11 protein-coding genes are annotated in these 19,840 nt (G+C 58.1%); 3 read left to right on the forward strand and 8 right to left on the reverse strand.

Annotated elements, in window-relative coordinates; all coding sequences use genetic code 11:
* Nucleotides 1-116: 116 nt before the first annotated feature.
* The 6 genes from ABJK56_RS14785 to ABJK56_RS14810 form a co-directional block, all read right to left on the reverse strand.
* Complete coding sequence (locus tag ABJK56_RS14785) at nucleotides 117-1,358, reverse strand: squalene--hopene cyclase (RefSeq protein WP_347245438.1); 1,242 nt, start codon at nucleotides 1,356-1,358, stop codon at nucleotides 117-119.
* A 4-nt stretch (nucleotides 1,359-1,362) separates the two neighbouring features.
* A complete protein-coding gene (locus ABJK56_RS14790) occupies nucleotides 1,363-5,304 on the reverse strand; it encodes a PQQ-binding-like beta-propeller repeat protein (RefSeq protein ID WP_347245439.1) in 3,942 nt (1,313 codons plus the stop codon).
* Between the two features lie 133 nt (nucleotides 5,305-5,437).
* The gene (locus tag ABJK56_RS14795; RefSeq protein WP_347245440.1) at nucleotides 5,438-6,976 is read right to left on the reverse strand and encodes a hypothetical protein; all 1,539 of its coding nucleotides are present in this window, start codon (nucleotides 6,974-6,976) and stop codon (nucleotides 5,438-5,440) included.
* Nucleotides 6,977-7,401: 425 nt separating this feature from the next.
* Nucleotides 7,402-8,379, reverse strand: coding sequence for a glycosyltransferase family 2 protein (locus tag ABJK56_RS14800; RefSeq protein WP_347245441.1), 978 nt, complete (start codon nucleotides 8,377-8,379; stop codon nucleotides 7,402-7,404).
* 18 nt (nucleotides 8,380-8,397) lie between these two features.
* Nucleotides 8,398-9,417 carry a lysylphosphatidylglycerol synthase domain-containing protein gene (locus tag ABJK56_RS14805; protein ID WP_347245442.1) on the reverse strand — a complete coding sequence of 340 codons (1,020 nt, stop codon included), beginning with the start codon at nucleotides 9,415-9,417 and terminating at the stop codon, nucleotides 8,398-8,400.
* 446 nt (nucleotides 9,418-9,863) lie between these two features.
* Nucleotides 9,864-12,662: a hypothetical protein gene (locus ABJK56_RS14810; RefSeq protein ID WP_347245443.1), complete on the reverse strand. Its 2,799-nt coding sequence runs from the start codon at nucleotides 12,660-12,662 to the stop codon at nucleotides 9,864-9,866.
* A 541-nt stretch (nucleotides 12,663-13,203) separates the two neighbouring features.
* Here ABJK56_RS14810 and ABJK56_RS14815 point away from each other — a divergent pair.
* The 3 genes from ABJK56_RS14815 to ABJK56_RS14825 all read left to right on the forward strand — a co-directional run bounded on the left by ABJK56_RS14815 (nucleotide 13,204) and on the right by ABJK56_RS14825 (nucleotide 15,345).
* A complete protein-coding gene (locus tag ABJK56_RS14815; protein ID WP_347245444.1) occupies nucleotides 13,204-13,500 on the forward strand; it encodes a transcriptional regulator in 297 nt (98 codons plus the stop codon).
* A 559-nt stretch (nucleotides 13,501-14,059) separates the two neighbouring features.
* On the forward strand, nucleotides 14,060-14,407 hold the full coding sequence (gene panD, locus ABJK56_RS14820; protein ID WP_347245445.1) for an aspartate 1-decarboxylase: 348 nt from the start codon (nucleotides 14,060-14,062) through the stop codon (nucleotides 14,405-14,407).
* Nucleotides 14,408-14,430: 23 nt separating this feature from the next.
* Nucleotides 14,431-15,345, forward strand: a complete 915-nt coding sequence (locus ABJK56_RS14825) for a site-specific DNA-methyltransferase (protein ID WP_347245446.1) — start codon at nucleotides 14,431-14,433, stop codon at nucleotides 15,343-15,345.
* Nucleotides 15,346-15,381: 36 nt separating this feature from the next.
* Here the strand turns inward: ABJK56_RS14825 and ABJK56_RS14830 are convergent, their stop codons facing one another.
* Nucleotides 15,382-18,474 (reverse strand): efflux RND transporter permease subunit, encoded by a 3,093-nt coding sequence (locus tag ABJK56_RS14830; RefSeq protein ID WP_347245447.1) that lies wholly within the window; start codon nucleotides 18,472-18,474, stop codon nucleotides 15,382-15,384.
* The gene (locus ABJK56_RS14835; protein ID WP_347245448.1) at nucleotides 18,471-19,712 is read right to left on the reverse strand and encodes an efflux RND transporter periplasmic adaptor subunit; all 1,242 of its coding nucleotides are present in this window, start codon (nucleotides 19,710-19,712) and stop codon (nucleotides 18,471-18,473) included. The genes ABJK56_RS14830 and ABJK56_RS14835 overlap by 4 nt, the downstream gene beginning before the upstream one ends.
* Between the last annotated feature and the right edge of the window lie 128 nt (nucleotides 19,713-19,840).

Consider the following 19,840-nt stretch of genomic DNA (forward strand, 5'->3'; position numbering starts at 1 on the left):
GAAAGAAGCAGTTCTCTCTGTTCCGTTTAACACACACCCCTTGCTTTTGTGTACTGTAATCGAACACTCGGAAGGATACAACTTGCCCGGTGGCTCCCATAAGTGGGAAGATTCAGTCATGGACTGCCAGACCGGTTGAACGAGGCAGTTGATCCGAACTGGCGCTGTAAACTTTCGATTCTTCCCTCCTGGAGAATGGGCAAATAACGGTTGGGAATGGCCAACACGAAACAACACACCGCCGTCATATACAGATCGCCAGGCTTGCCGCCGACATGGCCCTGAGCTGTCCACATGCCATCCCGGGCCGGATTGCCGGGATCCCGAACCTGACTGGCAACCACCCCATCTCGCAGCAACGGGTAGCACTCGCGCCACGGTTCCCCACCCACCTGGTAAAGTGCCTGCGACACATAGTAGAGGGTGTACGGGTCGAACGGAGCGCGGCGCTCCCGGCGCGGCCTATCGTTCCGCGTGGCATCCAGGATCGCGTTGCGGATAACCTCCAGATTTTTTTCAATCCGCCAGTCGTCGTACTGTCCAAATTCCTGAAGGCAGACAATTCCAGCGGCAGCCATCGCCACCGTAGCATTCCCACCTCCTTTGCTGTAGGTGAATTGACCGGGATGCCGTTTTTGTTCTTCTTCATCGGCGTCGCGAGGGCAGTTCCGCGGCGTGTAATGCTCGCGGACGCAGCGAATGGCTGCCTGCACAACTTGGGGCGACACTTCAAACCCGCTGTCCACCGCACTGCGCAGAGCAAGGGCCTGCATGACCACCAGACTCAAATCGTGACCCTGCGGCTGCCGCTTGGCAATGTAGTCCCAACCTCCGTCTCCACACTGGGTTTCTTGGATCACCACCAGCGCCTTTTCCAGGAGCTCGCCAAGTCGCGGATCCTGGACCATCCCGTAGGCCTGTCCCAAAACGAACGTCGACAAGCCGTGGTTGTACATACCCCGCCGCGGCTCCGCTATGTTGAGCAGTCCCGAAGATTGGGCGTTGCGAATCACGTATTCCAGTGCCCGCTTGACGGTATCTCCATACGGCCCTCGCCCGGGCAAATGACCAGCGGCCAGAAAAGCAAGTGCCCCCGTGCTCACCAGCCCCAGATCGTTGGAATCCCAATTCCCTTCCGGGCCTTGATTACGCGCTAACCAGGCCAATCCCCGTTCCAGGGCTTCTTCGCTTTGGGGCGTGATTTCCCAATCTCCCTGAGCAAGCGCTTTCCGAGCACTGCCCAACCACATTACCGCAAGAAGGAGGTACATCCATTTCGCAGCTTTTCTCCATCCTGCGGCAGGGCAAAAACTTTTTTTGGAACCGATCGACTCTGGGTTGCAAAAATTTCGCGGCATCCTCCTATCCTCCACCGGAGACAGCCCCAATTTGATACCCCATTCTTTTCGTTAGACTCCCAGGATGACCTGTGAACAGGAGAAGATCGGTATCCCATAGCACGAGTGGGCCGATCCAAGAAGTTTTCTTCTCGGGCAATGGACACTCCGCGTACCTCACACACCGACCATCTGCGACGTTGTAAAAAGTCATCTGCAGCACAGCCTGCCTTTCCTGGGGATCCTTTTGCACCTGAAGGGCCACCAGGGTATCGGGATTGTGCACTCGAAGCCACACTTCCACGCTGGGATGTTCGATGTCTACTACCCATCGTCCCGAGGCTGCCTCGAGAATGACGAGGCCAATTTCCGTCCGGACGTAGAGCCTTCCGCTGCGCTCCCCCAAAACTCCGATCAGGCGGCCCATCGGGCGACACCATTTGAGCGTTCCGTCAGAGAGCGCAACAGCGCACAGGCACCAGCTTCCCCGGCTTGTCACAATTACCGTGTCACCACAAACGAGCGGGGGAAGATTATCCTGGGCGTACCACGGTTGCGAAGGCCACCAGTTGTCGGAAGGCGGAGCCACCCACGGCAGCGTCCGCAACCACGCCACCTGACCAGTCACATCTCCTGCAAAGACGACCCCTCGGACTTGCCCCACAAATTGGGGACCAAGCGTTGTCACCTGACAATCAATCGGCTGGTCGATCGTATTTCGCAGGCTAAACAATTTCGTCAATTCGCGGAGGCGTCCTCGTTCTGGATCCACGCACGCCAGACCAAGCTCGATCCGCTCGCTTTCCGTCTCGGAGGCCACAACGGCGAATAAATCGGTTCCCACCAACCAGGGATCGGAGACAACGTCACCTCCGGGACGGCAGTTCCAAACCACATGCCCGTCGATCAGATCGAGGCACACAAGCTCCGTCCCGCGCTGTTCCAATCGGCGGGCAATCATCCGGCCTTCATAGATGACCGGTTTCATACGCACCATTGCCAGTGCCCGCTGATCGCCCTGAATCGTCGATTGCTGCCCCCACAAGAGTGTCCCATCTTTAGAATAGGCGCGGATATCCGACTGCGCATGCACGAGAAGGAGGTCTTCCAGCGGCGTAAAACTCACCTGGGCGCCCAGCAAGTCTATTTCTCGATCTGGAAAAGACGAGGGCCGTCGCAAGCCCGGTGCTTCTACCAACACTCCCGGGCGAACCTCCAGGTCACCCATTTCCAAACTGGCCACCGAGGTGGTGAAAATCCATTGTTCGCTGCGGGGTTCTGATTGGGCCAGCGAGTCCACTTCGCCGAAGACAGGGACAAGTGATGTGATCAGCTTCAGCCGATGGTGCACTTCCTGTTGAATTGCCGCGTCGGGCACCGATCGGGCACGCTGGTAGTACGCGAAGGCCTCGGCCATCCGTCCCAATACCAGGTGCCGGTCGCCCAGCCAGATCGCTGCCCTGGCCGCCACAGTGGTCCCCGGTACTCGCATGGACAGGTTTTCCGCAAGATCCTCCCGGCCGCTGTTTTTTGCCTGCTCGAGTTGAATCTGTCCGACGGTAGCCGCCAATCCTGCAAGCGACCGAGAAAACCCCGAGACACGTGCCGCGAGCCTTTCCAGATAGAGCGGGAAACTACACCAGAGGTCGCTGTCATCCAAAGCTCGGAAGAAACCCTCCATTTCACCACGGCTTGCCTGAAGGATTCGCTGGGCCACCCCTGTCGCGTCCCCGTGATCCAGCATCGCGCTTAACTCCTGCACCAGGTTGTAAGCTGGCTTGCTGATATCTACCTGAAGCGGTTCCATTGCACGGGCGAAATTGTCCTGAAGAATTGCCGCAACCGCCGCGCCCCCGGTCTGGCCTCTTTGCAGCGCAACAACCCCCAGATACCGAAGCGACTCGGAGACCGCGTCGCTGCCAGGGGCGGCTGCCCACTGCACGATGTGGCCCAGACGTGCCAGATGCTTCGCATCATGGATAGCCAGCGCTGCGAACAACTCCTGTCGGAACACAGGCTCGGAAAAAGCAGGCAAGCGCCATTCTGCCCAATAGGGGCACCGCAAGAACCAATCACACAGCAGCGAAAACGCGGGATACTCATTCCGCCTGAGCTCGTTCCACATCATCCGGGCCATTCGGTTGGGAAGCCGTTCGTAAATCCCCCAATCGCGTGGCGAGACGAGTTGTGCCAGGTACGTACTCACGGCAAGCTTCTCGCCGACTGGCAAGTTAGATTCTGCGGTAACGTCCCAGAGCATCTCCAGAACACGCTGAGCAAAATAACTGGGCGGATTTTGCTGAAGTGTCCTCACACAGCAGGCCGTCACCCACCGTGACAAGTCCGCATCGGGACAGCTTCGGAACACGGTTTCGCACCACCGTGTCCAGTCCGTTTCCTGATACACTTCTTCCGGAACCTGCGCGAAAAGCTCTGCATCGCACCACACATTAGGATCAAGCAGCGGCCGCAAAGAAACCGATTCCAATTGGATCCGGCGACTTTGACCCCGCGTCAAAAACAACCCACACCAGGCTACTTGACGGTCGCAGTTTTCCGCGGTTGGTGCCGCAAGCGACCAATGCGTGCCATCGGGACTGACCCACCATTTGACACCACCTGCCGCGATGGTCAACCTGAACCATTGCGACTCACCTACCAAGGGAACAACCTGATTATCGTCAGCCCCTCGCTCCCAACTGTCATCCTGGGCGGAGTGGAACCCGAAAATCAGTTCCGAGCGGCCCGACCTTTTGAAAAATCCTAACCCGGCGATGGGTCGGCGCTCTTGATCCGCCACGAAAAACCCGGTGCCGGGCGTCACGTGATGGAATCTGAGCACAATCTCTAAAGCCCCAGATGGCGGCACCGAAAACCCCGCGTACGCACGCTCTTTCACGTCTTCCCCGGCGAATTCAACACGACCTTGCTCGTCCATATTGAGTTCCAACCCTGGAAAACTTTTCCAGGTGGACCAGCCAAAACTTGCCGCAGGGAGCACTGCCGGAGAAGAAACTGGGGGGAAAGGTTGCTGAGGCCCACGCACCTGGAACAATGCTGGGGTATCATCAGACGGGATGGGTAAGCCGGAGAGCCAGCACAGCTCGCGCAGCCGGGTTCTTCCGACCATCCAGAGCTCCTTCGGTGGGGCGGGAAGAGGTACAGTCAGCAACCGGAGACCCCCGCGGGTTAGGATCAATTCCTTCCCATTCCAGAAGAGCATCACACTCCCCACTCCACTTCGCCGATAACGTCCCTGATCCGTCCCCAGCAGTGCCAGCCGCTGCGGTCGCGCGGGGTTTCGTGGAAAATCTTCTGCCACTGCATACGCCGCCCACGCCTGATAGAAATTCGGATGATAGCGAAGCTCGATCACACGGTTGCCAGACACCACGAAAAACGAGAGATTTTCCGGGCGAACGAGACCAACCTTGAGACACTGGCCCTGATCAAAATGCGGCGTGATTCGAAAAACACCCTCGACGAACCGCACAGGCCATGGTCCCTCCCTGGTCTGGTCTATGCGGTAGGATTGCCCGGGGACTTGCTCCAGGATTGAGCGGAGACTGCTTTCTGTGACCACCTCATCGTTTTGCCAGGCCTCTTTGAACCACCGCGGGTCATACGGGGGCCATGTGTGACCGTTTTCGCCTTCGGAGTGGAGGACATCCCCGCCGGCGGGACTGCCGAGGCTCCGCTCTTTGGCCCATGTGAAATGCGTTGGCAGTCCATTCGCCAAAATACATAACACCAGGACAATAAAACCGGCGTGGCAGACGTTTCGGTTGATCCATTCTTTCCGGCCGGTTAATCCACCTTTGAGCTGCATCGGCTCCAGCTCTGGAAAACGGTTCCAAAATAGAAACGGCGATCTGCGTGGAGCGTTGGTTAAAAGCCCGACTGCAAAATCGCTCATTAGATCCACGTGCGATCGCTGGGCATCATCTCGTTGATTACGAGCCGTCATGCACATCACCGGTTTTTGCCTTCCCGATGGAAGGAAAGCGGAAGGTTATTCCTGTTAGGGAAGCTCACGCCCAGGTGGGGTTGCCCATTCCTGCGATGTGGCTGATTGTCCATCCAGCTCTCATTCTAGGGGCTCAGTAGCTGATCCACCCGGCGGATTCCAACCACTGGTAAAGCCAGGGATGCGTCCAGGGATTCCAGGTGGGATAGGCTGCCGACATTGCTGATGCAGCAGCCAGAAACAGCGCCAACCCACGTCCCCATTTTGTGGAGGCAAGCCGCTCCAGGGCAGGAACCATACCATAAAACCAAAGCGGGATCAGCCACAGGGCCCAGCGGAAACAGCACGTCATCCCACCGTAACTTCGATCCGCCTGAGGACGAAGAATATAAAAGGCGATGCATATCACGGAAACCACCACGATAGCCAGCAGAACAAGCCTTTCCTCCGGTCGGTGCCACGATCGCAATCCCCACCAGCACCCTGCGAGCGTCAACAGCCACAGCGGCGTGAGCGAGAAAATCCCGTGATGCCCGACGAGCACATGGAACGCATACACCCACGGGGATTCTTCTCCCTTATCAATGCCCACCGGATTGCGCCAGTAGCTGTCGATTTTTCGTCCGCGGACTTCATATTCATAGTCATACCAGTTCTCGCCTGGTCCGCCCGATCGATGTGCATACGGGGGTGAGATCGTCCCGTGCGCCAGCCAATTCGTGTAGAAGAAAGCGGCAAACACGGCGGCACTGCCAATCAGATACCATATCAGCACTGGTTTGCACACGAATCGCACGAGGATAAGCAAAAGTAACAACCACAGAACAAGCGACGGCAGCTCGAACGTCACACCCAGGGCCATGACAACTCCCAGCAGCGCAAAAAGCCACCACCGACGATGACCATCCGACACAATTCTCGCGGTCAGCTCCATAGCCACGGCAGCGCACACAGCACCGGGCAGGTGGTTATTGAGTGTGTTGACAAACGTCGTAAGAAACGTAGCAAAACACGCACTTCCTATCACAAAGAGCTGAATCCATGGGTTGGCGGTCATCCGCTCCACAAGGCGCTGAATACTCCAGAAGTAAATGAGCATGGGAAGCCAGTTGAACGTGATAAGCACAACCCAGGCCACCTGATAAGGATAGTCCGCAAGGGTCAGGCCAAATCCGTGGTAGAGGACCCAGTATTCCGCGGCCACGAGTGTCGCAAACAGAGGGGGCTTACTGGAATAGAGATGCCCGTCGTGCTTCACCATATCGATGGTGTCCCACAATCGTTCCTGAATGACGCGGTCGATGGCATAGGGAGCCCCCGGCACCCGCATGTCGGGTTCCACCAAAGCGCGAACTGTACACCATCGGCTACGATCGTTCGCACTCAGAAACGGCCGTCTCAAAGCGGCGGCCTCTTTGAGGGCACGTTCGATGCGTTCGAGTTCTCTCTCGATCTTTTCCGGACTGATCCCCCGCTGCTGCAATTCGGCACGTCTTTCTTCGAGTCGGTGGGGAATCTCGTTGAGTCGCTGGCGCTCCAACTGATAGACATCTACGGAGTCCACCGCGACAATGCGCCCCAGCATCACCCCGGCGGCCAGGACCATCTGAATGGTGCAGCCGATCCGGACATCGAAGTTACCCGCGGTATTGACCCTATGCTCAACGTTCATTGAATCTCCGCGAAACAGTGCGATAATCTTTGGCTATTCGTTTCACTCACCAAGGAAGGCGTCGCCACCACAATTGGCAAGCGCTCGCGTCCGAATGTGCCAGGCGATGACCGGCAGGATCACGGCAATACCCCGCTCAGTTTCTACGCAGCCTTCCACGGGGGAGCCAGCACGTTGGCTGTGCAAAAACACCTGCTCCCTTCCACTGTATAGGATAATCCGCATAAGCCACCGTTAAAAAGATGCGGGCACTGGAACGACATCTTTCCCGGGTTTGACTCGCCTTTTGTAAGAAGTGCCCAGGACCCATTCGAAAGCCCAGGCAATGTGGGAAACGGCGATTGGTTACGTCGTTTCACGCCACGTGATGAAATGCGTCGACTCTGCGATCCAAACAGGGCGGCAGGTCTCGTGTGTAAGCGGGTTCAGTTTCCAGATCCAGTCGTGCCGCCGATCTCTTCAGCCAGCGAGTACGTTCTTTCCTGCTTCACGTGGTAGGCGGTGAGCAATTCGGCGAGAAATCCCACACTGATGAGCTGGGCACCAAGGAGCAATAGGGCTACAGAATAGATGACGAGGGGCCGGTCCCGCAAGTTGACGACCTCTGCCCCCGGGATGACGCGAGAGAAAAACCATTCGGCGGCCAGGATGACCAGAATAAATCCTCCCAGCGCACCGGAGATCAGTCCAAAAGTTCCGAGAAAGTGCTGGGGGCGAAGTCCAAAACCGGTCAGAAATTTGACGGTCAGTAGATCGAGAAACCCTTTCACGAAGCGTGCCGCCCCGTACTTGGACTTTCCGAATTGTCTCGGGCGGTGATGAATAGGTATCTCCGTCACGCGAAAGCCCCGCGCTGCTGCCAGAACCGGGATAAACCGATGGAGCTCACCATAGATGTGAATTTCGTCGAGCACTTCCCGGCGGTAACATTTCATGCCACAGTTGTGATCATGAAGATACACGCCCGACATTTTCCCGAGCAACCAATTAAACACGCGGGAGGGCCAGACCTTGTGCCAGGGGTCGTGACGCACTTTTTTCCAACCGCTTACGAGATCCCAGCCTTTTTCCAGTTCTGCCAAAAAACGCGGGATCTCGCGAGGATCGTCCTGAAGGTCGGCGTCCAGCGTCATCACGCGAGGCTTGGTCGCCCGAGAAAACCCCGCCGTAAGCGCCGCGGCTTTTCCAAAATTCCGCCGGAACCGCAGGCCACGCACTCGGGGATCGGCGGCCGCCAGTTCGCGGATCACCTCCCAGCTTCCATCAGTAGAACCGTCATCGACGAAGATAATTTCAGCGTCGAGCCCTTCTGCCCCGCAGACGGCTGTGATCTCGGCATAAAGTTGCCGGAGACTTTGCGCCTCATTCAACAGAGGAATCACAATGGAAAGCTCGCCACCCATGTCTGTTGTTGCTTGTTCTTACTTCGCGAGGGGTGAAGATGATTTCTCAATTGCCGGTCGGATTCCTCGAAACATCCCCGCCACATACGGCAGTAACCACATGACCAGGGCAAGAATGATCTCGGTAGCAAGCCATACCAATCTCAGCATCACCGCTGCCACAAGCGCGACCACCTCGCCCGAGACGTTCCCCCCCACCAGACACCGAGATGCAAGGTAAGGCGCGAGGACTGCGGCAAGAATGAGTTCGCGGGCTCCCAATCCGCCCGGCAAAAAAAGAATCAGGAATCCGCCCACCGTGGCGAGTGCCACCGAGGCCACCAGCGGTGGGATCGCCCCCAGGATCGCGCTTCCTGACGGGGCAAACACAAATCCGGGAAGTTCAATGGCCCGTAAGACCAACCCCAGGCTTGCTCCGAACCCGATCCAGAGTAAAAGCATGGCCGCCCAGCCTTCCCACAGTTGTACGAAGTTGATGCGATCCACAGCGGCCAGCACCTCCGGCCGATTGCCCCGTACGGCCAGCAGCCGCAGAATGGGCTTGAAAAAAGGAGGAAGGGTGGGAACTGTGACCACGATAGCCAAAGCAATCGATGTCCACAGTAAACTTGAATTGGATGGAACTCTGATGATCAAATACAGCGTGGCCAGCGCCGCCCCCACCGACATCATTGTGAGTGTCTCCACAAAAACGCTGGCGGCCGCCATGACCGGCTGGACACAATTCCCCGCCACAAGCGCAGTTCTCACAATGACCACGCAGGCCTTGCCCGGCACGTATTTACCGATTTGTCCCACGAGGTACGCACGGAGCACTTTTCCGAACGACGCCTTCTGCTGAGCGGACCGCAAGACCCTCTCCCAGAACCAGGCCGCGGGCAGGAGACTCGCGGCGTAGCACACTCCCGCAGCCACACACCATCCCCAAGACACCCGTAAAGAGATCCCCCGCTCACCAAGTTGCCGCAGTTCTCCCAGGGCCTCTTTCCCAGCACGCCACAGGGCCCAAACGATGACCCCTGTGAGTGCAATCTGCAAGGCGTAAATACCCCAACGCCTCCATTGACGCGCGAAAGACGTAAAGGGGCATGATCGATCAGGTGTCTCATCACGTCGTTGTGACACGAAACGACCCGGCAGCCGAAAAAGGTTCACCCCGCAATATCTGCGGAGGTGTGTTCTCAAATCATTGGTGAACTGCTTTATATCCCGTGGCGCCCCTTTAACTTCAGAGGATGGCTACGCAATCTCAGAAGATTGCGGACAATGGTCAGTTTTGTGTCAGCCCCGTTCCAGCGGCCCCATGCTTCATCTTAACCGTTGTCATGAGATTTCAAAAGATGAAACACAGCCAGTATTTACTCAATAATCGAATAACGCCGGTGGAAAATTGCTCGAATGGGCCTGAGGAGGCCCAACTGTTCCATTTGGACCGCACACCGGTCGGGGTTGGTCGCGGGCACCTGACGCAGATCCGTGGTTGGTCAGGGAGCTGGCGAATTTCCCATCAGACCGTTGAGGAATGGCAAGCGCGCCAGAGGGCCGGAACTGGAATGATCCTGACGCGACGGAGGAACCACGGGAACGAGTGGTGCTTCGGACGGAGACGCAGGAGACTGAGGAGATGGTGCCGAAATCGTCCGCACTCCTACGTCGTCGATACACACCTCGCCTACCCCTGTAAGGACAAAGCTGACGCGAACGGTGCCCCCTTCGCCCGCCCTCCGGTACATTCGGAAAGAACGCCATCCGGTTGTCTGACTGATGCGGTGGGCCAGCGTATCGCCCCCCAGTGAATCCACGATCATCAGGCCATCCACACTTCCCGTGATCGGCCGTGGAATGAAAACCCACCCCTCGATTTGCACCCAGTCCCCAGGCTGTACCGCCACCGGTGGGGAATGGAGCCAAAGGGGCGGGGATTCCACGTGGGCCTGCCCCGCGTGCGGTTGCGTCGCCCGAACACTGAGAAGGAGACCCATTCGTCCTGAATGTGCGGCAGAAGTGGTGACCTCTGCGGAGGCGGCAATGCCTTCCATCCCGTGTTGAAACGGTTCCCAGCCCATCGCCGCCAATTGCTCGGCGGACTCAAAATCGCCGCCGGGGAGCCGATTGTCACTCCACACCGTGGAATTGAGTTGTTCCTGGCAACGACGAAGCCAGGGAAGTGTGTCAAATCGGGTGGCCAGCGGCCAGGTCACGATCGGGTCGCGAGCCGGGATCACGCTTTCCCAATCGATCCGCCGAATAAGAAGTAACGGCCGCAAAGCACGATGAATATGGCGGAAAGCCGCGGCATTATCGCCCGCCGAAGCCGCTCGGTCCGCAGACGCGAGTTCCTCGGAGGCCAACCGAAACCACGCTTCCGCCTGAGGGACAAAAGGGCCTTCTCGAATGAGTTGGTCGTGGACACTCTTGACATTGCGGAAAGTGAAATCGGCCAGCTCGCGCTCCAGTTGGACGACGCGGGGGCCCTCGCTTCTCGCGCGGTCCATAACGTAATTCAGTACGACAGGATCCTGGGTGAGCACGACGAGCGAAGTAGGCCCAAATTCTCGCAGGGTGATCCGCGTTCCACCCGCCACACGATCAGAGTTCACCGGCTCCAGCGATCCCGGTAGTAATAGGTAGGCAGTGCTCGACTCGGGCACACCGGGCACCACAAACGTGACTTCATCGACGGCGGCTTGGCCGGGCACATACTGGGCGTGTTTCCCCAACCAAAGTGGCACGAGAAGCCGCGCCCGCTCCGCCCGAAACAGGGCCCCCACGATTTCCGGCACATTGCTGGGCACCAAGGCGAGAAACTGTCCCCCTGCCAGAAAAGGTTCAATCCATTGCAGCTCCCGATTCATGAGCTCCAGCGTCAGACGCCGCTCCCGGGTTGCATCGTCGGCTTGCGCAAGGGATGAGTGCGAGCGGTACAGAATTGCCCTTGCCCCGGCTATTAGGGAAAGGTAGGTCAAAAGCCGCACCTGATCGGCAGGAATGCAGTCAAGACGCTGCGCCGGAGCACCTGCGTGCTGCCACTGCTGCCACACCGCGGGATCGGGTTGGGTCTGGACTGTAACCCAGATAGGTGTGCCCGGACGAGCCAAAAGACTTCTGCTCCGCAACCAGACGATGTAGTCGGAAAACTCCATTTCGCTGAAGCAGGGTCCGCGACCGACCAGAAGCGCGTCCACCGCGCGACTCGCGCGGAGCAAGTCCGTGAGGGGTTCCGCAATCAACGGGCGGGTTGGTGATGGATCCAGACCTCGCAGGGTTTCTGCGCGTTGTTGAAGGGTTTGAACTTCCCAGAGACTGGTTTGTGTTCCCAAGTCCCAGGCCAGTACTCCATCGAAGTCAGCCCCGATGGTGCGCCCGCCAGCCCCGGCAGAAGGTAAGAGCGTTTCATCAGGACGCAGGATCACCCACAAGCCCTGTCGGCGTGCTTCCAGAAGCAGATCCCGGCTGACGGCGCCGCGTATCCACAGGGTATTGAAGCCCAATGTCTTGACCAGGTCCAAGGGTTCACCCTGGTATTCGAGTGCTCGGGGAAAAAACGGCCGCCCCTGGACTCGGAGCACGTTTCCCGCCATTTCTACGAGCGGTCGTTGGGGCACAGCATCTCCCGCAGGCTCCGACCAGGTCGCGGTGGTCACGCCCCCACTCACCGTATTCATCCATTGTGGGAGGCTTTGGCCAAAACCGAACTCACCGCTCGCCGAAACCGGGCGGGAAGCCGCCGGCTTCTCTCCCACAACTTGTCCCGGAAGATATCCCGTCCATTCAATTGGGCCGATGAGAAGCTGCGTCCTTCCCGGACCACCGTAAACATTCAAGACCACCCCGTTCACGTACGCCTCACGGAGATCCACCTCCTGGCGAATTTGGAGTCGGATAGTGCGAGCTTCACGTTCCAGTCCCGCGGGGACGTCCGAGACCGTCAGCCATTCCCACTGGCCGGCGACTCGCGTTTGTGTTCCCGGCACCAGAAGCGAAAGGGGCAAACCCGTCTGGGGATGCGAAACCCGGGGCAGAACAACGGACAAAAACAGCTGAATCCCAGGCCGATTAGCCCACACGGGCAAGCGGACTCGCAGCTCAGCAATGACCGGTGCGGGCTTCACCGAGCAGAAATAATACGCCGCCGTCCCGGTGCCTGCCTCGATGACGAGTTGCTCGTATGGTGCCGATCCGGTTCCGGCTTCAACCCGATGGACCACTTCGCGGATCCGGACGTCGCCGCCCGCGAAGGTCCAAATCGGCCCGATTTGCTGCGCCAGGGCTGGCGAGATCAATCCCCAACCAATCAGCCAAAGCAGCCCCGTTGCCGCCCAAATCCACCGTTGGCAGCCTGAGTATCTCGGGTCAGTCGGTCGCTCCCCGATGATGCTGTTCCTGGTAACCGCTCTTACGGGCGCAGAAAAAGTATTCCCCTGCGTCTCTGGCCGGGGAAATTGAAATCGGTGCGAAACTATCCTGAAAACTGCCCAGGTCATCCGTGACTACACAGGGCATACCGAACTGGCGACCACCCGTCACCCGACCCCGCGTTTGTGCGCAGTCAAAAAGACAGCACCTCGAAACACTGCCAAGCGTGCAAATCGCTTTGCGGCGATTCCCGCGGTGTGTTGTTTTTAGCAACACCCGATGTTTTCTGCCAGTCCACTTGTGGCGTTTTGGCAACGGGCGAGCTTATCACGAAGGATGGTCAACTTGCAGAAAGTCATTACAGAACAGTATGTTGCGCTCCGCATCGGGGTCTGAAATGGGGATTGGCGTCGGGGCTGCGTTGAGATCATGGCAGAGCTGACCGAACACCTGATGGGAGACGCAACAATGACGCAGCCGCAACCAGCCCGAACCACCGATGCCAGCACAACGATTCCGGCGGAACTTCAGGAACTGGCCGCCGCCATCGAGCGACTTCCGGCCCCGTATCGCGAGGTCGTTCGACCGGCGTTTGAAAAAGTGGTGGATGCTACCCGCCGCCGTCGGCAGATTCTCTCCCTTGTTCAGGATGCCCTCGCGGAACTGCGTCTGGACATGAAATATCTCCTTTTCGACCTGGAAGCGACCCGACGGGAGCGTGACGAATACAAGCGGCAGCTTCGGGAACTTCGCGAAGGCGAGTGAGTACGAACAGTTCGGCCGCCCTTCTACCTACCCCGAACATACGGCCACCATGCAGGCTTTTTCTCTTCCTCCCAGGCAACAGCCCTGCTCCTAAAGTCTGTCCCCAGCCCACGACTGCGCTCCATTTCCAGAAATGCATTCGGCGTCCAAACAGGCAGGTCAGTCATAAGTGCCCCAATCGGTTGAGAACCCACTTTATCCTCCCACCCACAGTGTTTCTTAGGCTGCAGAACTCTATTCTGCATTCCCGGCTTGCCAATACCACCGAAGGGAGCTGGCTTTTGAGAGTACAACTTCGCCTCATCTGCCCTCTGAAACAAATGGACAAACCGATAAACCAGGACAGTTTCGTACGATCACCGATTGATCAGCATTTGCGCGCCATCATCCTGACTGCGCGCCTGGGGCTGCCCCGATCCCAAGGGGTGGTTTACAATACATGAGGATGTCTCTTATTTGGCGGGACGGGACCGGCATTCGCTCTGCCACGTTGCAGGGAAGTGCTTTGTACGTCCTTTGACTTTCGTAACGACCGCGAACGACTCCCGTGCAAAGGTTGATGCTCAAATCGAAAATCCATCGGGCAACGCTGACCGAGGTGAACCTCGACTATGAGGGGAGTATCACCATCGACCGCCGTCTCATGGAGGCCGCCGATCTCCTCCCCGGAGAGCAGGTCCACGTGCTCAATATAAATAACGGGGAGCGCCTCATCACCTATGTGATCGAAGGTCCACCGGATTCCGGTGTGGTCGCGCTCAATGGAGCGGCTGCCCGATTGGGGGCCAAGGGTGATCCGGTCATCATCCTTTCTTATTGGGTGGTGGATGATGGTAGTTCAAAGGGGATCACACCGCGGATTGTCCATGTGGACAAGCAGAATCGAATCCTCTCCGCGACTCCCTGAAAGCCAATTCGCAACGAGCTCCCATGACAGATCTGGTAGAAAACGAGGTCTACTGCATGGACTGCATCGAAGGCATGCAGCGCATTCCCTCCGGCACGGTGGACCTCGTCTTCGCAGATCCCCCTTTTAACATCGGTTACCAGTACGACATTTACCGAGACGAGCTGGACGACGAAGAATACCTGAACTGGTGCGAGCGCTGGACTCACGAGGTCGCCCGCATCCTCAAGCCCGATGGCACATTCTGGCTGGCGATTGGCGATGAATATGTGGCCGAGCTCAAAGTGATGATCCAGCGGGCGCACCGCCTCGTGTTGCGGAACTGGGTGGTGTGGTATTACACGTTCGGGGTCCATTGTCAGAACAAATTCACCCGCTCCCACACGCATCTTCTGTACTGGGTGAAAGACCCCAAGCGATTTACGTTCAATGCCGAGGAGATTCGGGTGCCGTCCGCCCGACAATTGGTGTACGCGGATAAGCGGGCTCATCCCAAGGGACGGATCCCTGACGACACGTGGATTCTTCGACCGCAGGATCTACCAGAGGGCTTTCAGGCGGACGAAGACACCTGGTACTTTCCCCGCGTGTGCGGGACGTTTCGGGAACGGCAGGGCTTTCACGGCTGCCAAATGCCGGAGCAACTCCTGGGTCGGATCATCCGGGCGTGCAGCCGACCAGGCGAACTGGTGGTGGATCCCTTTGCGGGAAGCGGGACCACGCTGGCCGTCGCGAAAAAGCTGGGGCGGCGGTTTTTGGGATTCGAGTTGTCTCCCCAGTACACCGAAAAGATTCGGGAACGGCTGGCGAGGATTCAGGAAGGCGATGCCCTGGAAGGTTCGTCGGAGCCCTTGTCAGGCGGGAGACCCTCCCACAATCTCCGGCGGCCGTCCCGGCGGGCCCACGTACACGACTCTTACCGGTTTCTTTTCGAGTAATTCGATCAACCCAAGTGTGTTACCAGGTCAGGCACCTCACGCATTAGCCGGACGCGAATCGCTTCCTCTTCGCGTCGCCACGTCGTACAGGATCGGGATGACAATTTGTGTGAGGACCCCGGAGACAAGAATTCCCCCCACGGTGGCCACCCCCACACCGACGCGCGGTTCCGCTCCAATACCTCGTCCCAGCGCCAGCGGCAGCATGCCCAGGACAGCGGCCAGCGTGATCATCACGATCGGCCGAAAACGATCGCAGGCTGCCTGAATCATGGCCTCATGACGGGGAACCCCCTGGGCCAGGAGGACGTTGAATTGGTCGATGATCAGGATGGCATTGTTGACCACAATTCCGGTCATCATGACGATGCCCATCACTGCGAAAATATCGAGGCTTTGCCCTGTCAATCCCAACGCCCAGAACGTTCCAATCAGCGCCAGGGGCACGGTGACCAACACGAGGAAGGTGCGTTCATATGATTCGATGATCGCCGCCAGTGCGAGGAACACCAGCACGACCGAAATGATGAAGGCTTCAAACAGCCCGCCTAATCCCTCCTGCATGGTTTCGTAGATTCCACCAAAGCTATACCGATAACCCGGCGGCATTTGCACGTTCCGGTCCACGGCTTGACTGATAAGCTGGGCAGCCTTGCCCAGCGGGAGATCGGGAGCCAGTTGAGCCGTCACCTTTGCGATTCGCTGCTTATCTTTGCGGACGATCTGAATGGGAACCCGACGTTCTTCCACGGTTCCCAGGGTGGCCAGAATGACCGCATGGCCTTCTGCACCGGGGAACATAAAGCCGGCCACCTGCTCCTTACCCTGTTCCTCTTTGAATTTGACGACGATGTCGTAATTGCGGGCCGTTTGCCGTGACTTGAAGGTTCCCGCTTTAATGCCTTCCAGATTGCCGCGGAGAGTTAATCCCAATCCCACCGCGGGCGACTGAATGTCAGCCAAGATGGGACGTCGCGGCCGGATGCGGATTTCCGGCTTGGGGTCCCGCACAGACGTATCGGGTGAAAGCACGCCGGAAATCTCCCTTGCCACCCGAAGACTGGCCAGCGCCAGTTGGTCCAGCTCCCGCAGATCCTGGCCGGATATCTCCATTTCCACCGGGGTGCTTTGACCACCGATCAGCGATGCTTGACTGACCACGACACGAGCGTCTGGGAAATTCTGCAGTCGGCGGTTGACGATATCCATCAAATCATAAATCGTTTGTTTCCGCTCCGTCCGCTGGGAGAAAACTAGCAACATCTGCCCGAGATACACACCCTCGCTGGATTGCCCCAGCACCGCTTCCGCCTTGCCAATCGTGGTGAGAATATGTCTCAGTTCGGGAACATCTTTCAAGCGGGCTTCAGCTTGTTGGATTTTCGCGGTTGTGGCTGCTAGATCGTAATAAGTGGGGAACTCCAGGCGGACATAGACCTCCCCGCGGTCGGTTTCGGTGAAGAAACCCGTTCCCAACTTTCCCGCCACCCAGAAAGAGTGAACCAGCATACCTACAACGGCGAGAAGCACGAGAGCACCGACGACCGGATAATGCTCGGTAAACTTGAGAAACCGACGATAGACGGCCACATTGGCCGCCAGAACGCGGTCAAAGCCCTCCCCCAGGCGCCGCAGTACAGATCGCCGCTGGCCGGTACGCGGCTTGAGGATGAGCGAGCACAGCATTGGTGTCAACGTGAACGAAATGAACAGTGACACCAGAGTAAGTATGAACATCGTCATCGCCAAAGGAGCGATGAAAAGTCCCACGCGGGTCTTCATCACGGCCAAGGGGAAAAGCACCACCACGTTGGTCACGGCACTGGCCAGGACCGCGATGAAAACCTCGTTGGCGCCCAAACGTGCCGCCTCTTTGGGATCGCCCAACTCATCCAGCCTTTTGATGATCGCTTCCAGAACCACAATCGAGTTGGTGACGAGAATCCCCACCGAAAGTCCGATCGCGATCAGGGTAGAAGTGTTCAGCGTGTAACCAACCGCCTGCATGAAAAACAGGCCGATAACGATGGTCAGCGGCATCGTGATGGAAACGATCAGAAGCGAGCGAACTTCATAAAGGAAGAAGAAGAGAATCGCGGCAGTGAGGACAATGCCGATGCCCACGTTTTTCCAGGCATCCGCGTTCATGGCCTCGATGAATGTTGCATCGTCTGACACCCAGACGAGTTTCATCCCGGCAGGAAGTTCCTGATTGAGCCGGTCGATCGCCTTCTTCACGGCGTTGGCGACAGCCACCGCATTGGCATCGGCCTTTTTTACAACCTTGATGGCAATACAGGGCTTATCGTCCAAGGTTGCCCGTTGACGCACTTCTTCCGTCGCCAGAATCGCCCGACCGACGTCCCGCAAATAGCAGCGGCGGCCCTCCTGATTGGCGATTTCCAGATCATTGAGGCCGGCAATGGTCTCATAATCTGCATCGAATTTCACGGAGTATTCGGTGTCCCCCTCGCGGATCCGACCTGCCGGAATCGTCTTCACGCCTGCCTGCACAGCTTTGACGACGTCCATCGTCGTCAGCCCCCGGGCGGCGAGCTTGTCACGGTCGAGTTCGAGATGGACTTCCCGCTTGGCACCGCCGATCAGTTGCACATCGGCGACACCCTGAATCACTGTGAGCCGGTCGCGAAGTTCGTTGTCCGCGTAGTCGTAAAGTTCGTCGATGGGCACATCACCGATAAGCGCCATTGTGGCCACGGGCTTGGCGTTGATGTCGAACTTCTGGATGATCGGGTCTTCGACGTCTTCGGGCAGTTCGGAGCGGATGAGGTCAATTTTTTCGCGGACGTCCGTGGCCGCGATGTCCACATCCACACCCATCTCAAATTCCAGCAGCGTTTGGCACACGTTCTCCATGCACACGGAAGAAACGTGCTTCAGCCCCTCGATCGAGGACACAGCGTCCTCGATCCTTTTGGCCACGTCGATTTCCAGCTCTTCAGGGGACGCGCCAGGATAGACTGTGACGACTGTGATGTACGGGATGTCGATTTTGGGCATCAGCTCCAGGCCCATTTTGCGGAAGGCGTTGAGCCCGAGGAGCGTCAGCCCAATGATCAAACAGCTTGTGGCGACGGGTCGGCGAACAGCAAAATCGGCAATCCTCATGGGCCTGCCTCCTTGAGAATCCGGACCGGTGTCCCATCATCCACGAGCGACTGGCCGGTGGTGATCACGGGGACAACCGCCGACAGCCCCGCACGGATCTCGCGCCAGCCTTCCGTTTCCCACCCCAATTCGACGGGCACTGCTTTGGCTTTTCCGTCCGCCACTACGAACACGACGTTACGGCCTCCGCGGTGCTGAACAGCCGAGGCGGGAACACCCAAACCTTGCCGGGAAGCTAGCACGAGCGTGACCTCTGCCAGGCAGCCGGGTACAACTTCCGGTGGTGGCGATTGGAGGAGCGCCTTAATTTGGAAGGTCCGCAGGCGCGGTTCAATGACAGGGCTTTTGAAACTGACGGGCAATTCGCCCAGATCACGACCTGCCGCCCGAACGCGCATTTTCGTTTGTCCGACCACCACCTCGTCATAATACTCGTACGGCACAAAGATACTCACCTCCACGAGCGACAGATCGTCAATGCGGAGGACGGGCTCCCCGGCCCCTGCCATCTCACCCGGCTCTTTCATTCGCCTGGACACGCGGCCTGAAACTGGGGCAATCACGAGTGAATCGGCAAGATCTTTCTCGGCGATTTTGAGATTGAGTCGGGCCTGTTCAAGCTGTGCTTTGGACAACTCAATGAGGGTTCGCACATGACGTATGTCGGCCTCCAACTGTCGCACCTGCGCTGCCTGGTGCTCCACCATCTGGCGGGAAACCGCACTTTGCTGCGACAGGTCTCTGTAGCGGGCCAAATCGGCCTCGGCCACTTCCTTCGCCACCAGCGTCTTTTCCAAAAGAGCCTCTTTTTCCCGCACGGAGCATTCCGCCACCGTCACCTGTTCCTGGGCGATGGCCACTGCCTGCGTCAGTTTCACGGAGTCGGTCTGGAAGAGTTTGGTCTTCCCTGCCTCCACGAAATCCCCCTCGTCCACAAAGATAGCGTCCAGCGTGCCGGGTATCCGGGCGGAAACGAGGGCATAACGCTTCGAAAGAATGTTCCCGGCCACCTCGACTCGCTGTTCAAAGACCATCGTCCGAGCAGGCTGCACAATCACTGGTACAGCATTCCGAGCTTCCGCAGCACTCTCACTTCCTGCAAAGGCCCCCGGCCCTTGGGGCCCCTTTTCTTCGCCGAACATCCAACCGGAAAGGGCAGCGATCACCACCCCCGCGGCGACAACCAGGGCCGCTATTCCCAGGCTGATCACGTTTTGCCACATTTTCTGGCGAGTCATATCTCATCCTCCCGGATGAACTTTCACGAGAAATACCGCCACTTCCGCCTCCGCATAATCGTCTCGTCGTGCGTCAAATCATTGCCCCCCAGATACCTCGCGGCGATCAACTGACCTTCTCCCCGGTG

The sequence above is a fragment of the Thermogutta sp. genome (assembly GCF_039793925.1).
Lineage (GTDB): Bacteria > Planctomycetota > Planctomycetia > Pirellulales > Thermoguttaceae > Thermogutta.

What these genes read in the sequence shown, in the direction of transcription:
- ABJK56_RS14785 (WP_347245438.1), bottom strand. Translation starts at nt 1,358, where the DNA reads ATGCCGCGAAATTTTTGCAACCCAGAGTCGATCGGTTCCAAAAAAAGT.
- ABJK56_RS14790 (WP_347245439.1), bottom strand. Translation starts at nt 5,304, where the DNA reads ATGACGGCTCGTAATCAACGAGATGATGCCCAGCGATCGCACGTGGAT.
- ABJK56_RS14795 (WP_347245440.1), bottom strand. Translation starts at nt 6,976, where the DNA reads ATGAACGTTGAGCATAGGGTCAATACCGCGGGTAACTTCGATGTCCGG.
- ABJK56_RS14800 (WP_347245441.1), bottom strand. Translation starts at nt 8,379, where the DNA reads ATGGGTGGCGAGCTTTCCATTGTGATTCCTCTGTTGAATGAGGCGCAA.
- ABJK56_RS14815 (WP_347245444.1), top strand. Translation starts at nt 13,204, where the DNA reads ATGACGCAGCCGCAACCAGCCCGAACCACCGATGCCAGCACAACGATT.
- panD (WP_347245445.1), top strand. Translation starts at nt 14,060, where the DNA reads ATGCTCAAATCGAAAATCCATCGGGCAACGCTGACCGAGGTGAACCTC.
- ABJK56_RS14825 (WP_347245446.1), top strand. Translation starts at nt 14,431, where the DNA reads ATGACAGATCTGGTAGAAAACGAGGTCTACTGCATGGACTGCATCGAA.
- ABJK56_RS14830 (WP_347245447.1), bottom strand. Translation starts at nt 18,474, where the DNA reads ATGAGGATTGCCGATTTTGCTGTTCGCCGACCCGTCGCCACAAGCTGT.
- ABJK56_RS14835 (WP_347245448.1), bottom strand. Translation starts at nt 19,712, where the DNA reads ATGACTCGCCAGAAAATGTGGCAAAACGTGATCAGCCTGGGAATAGCG.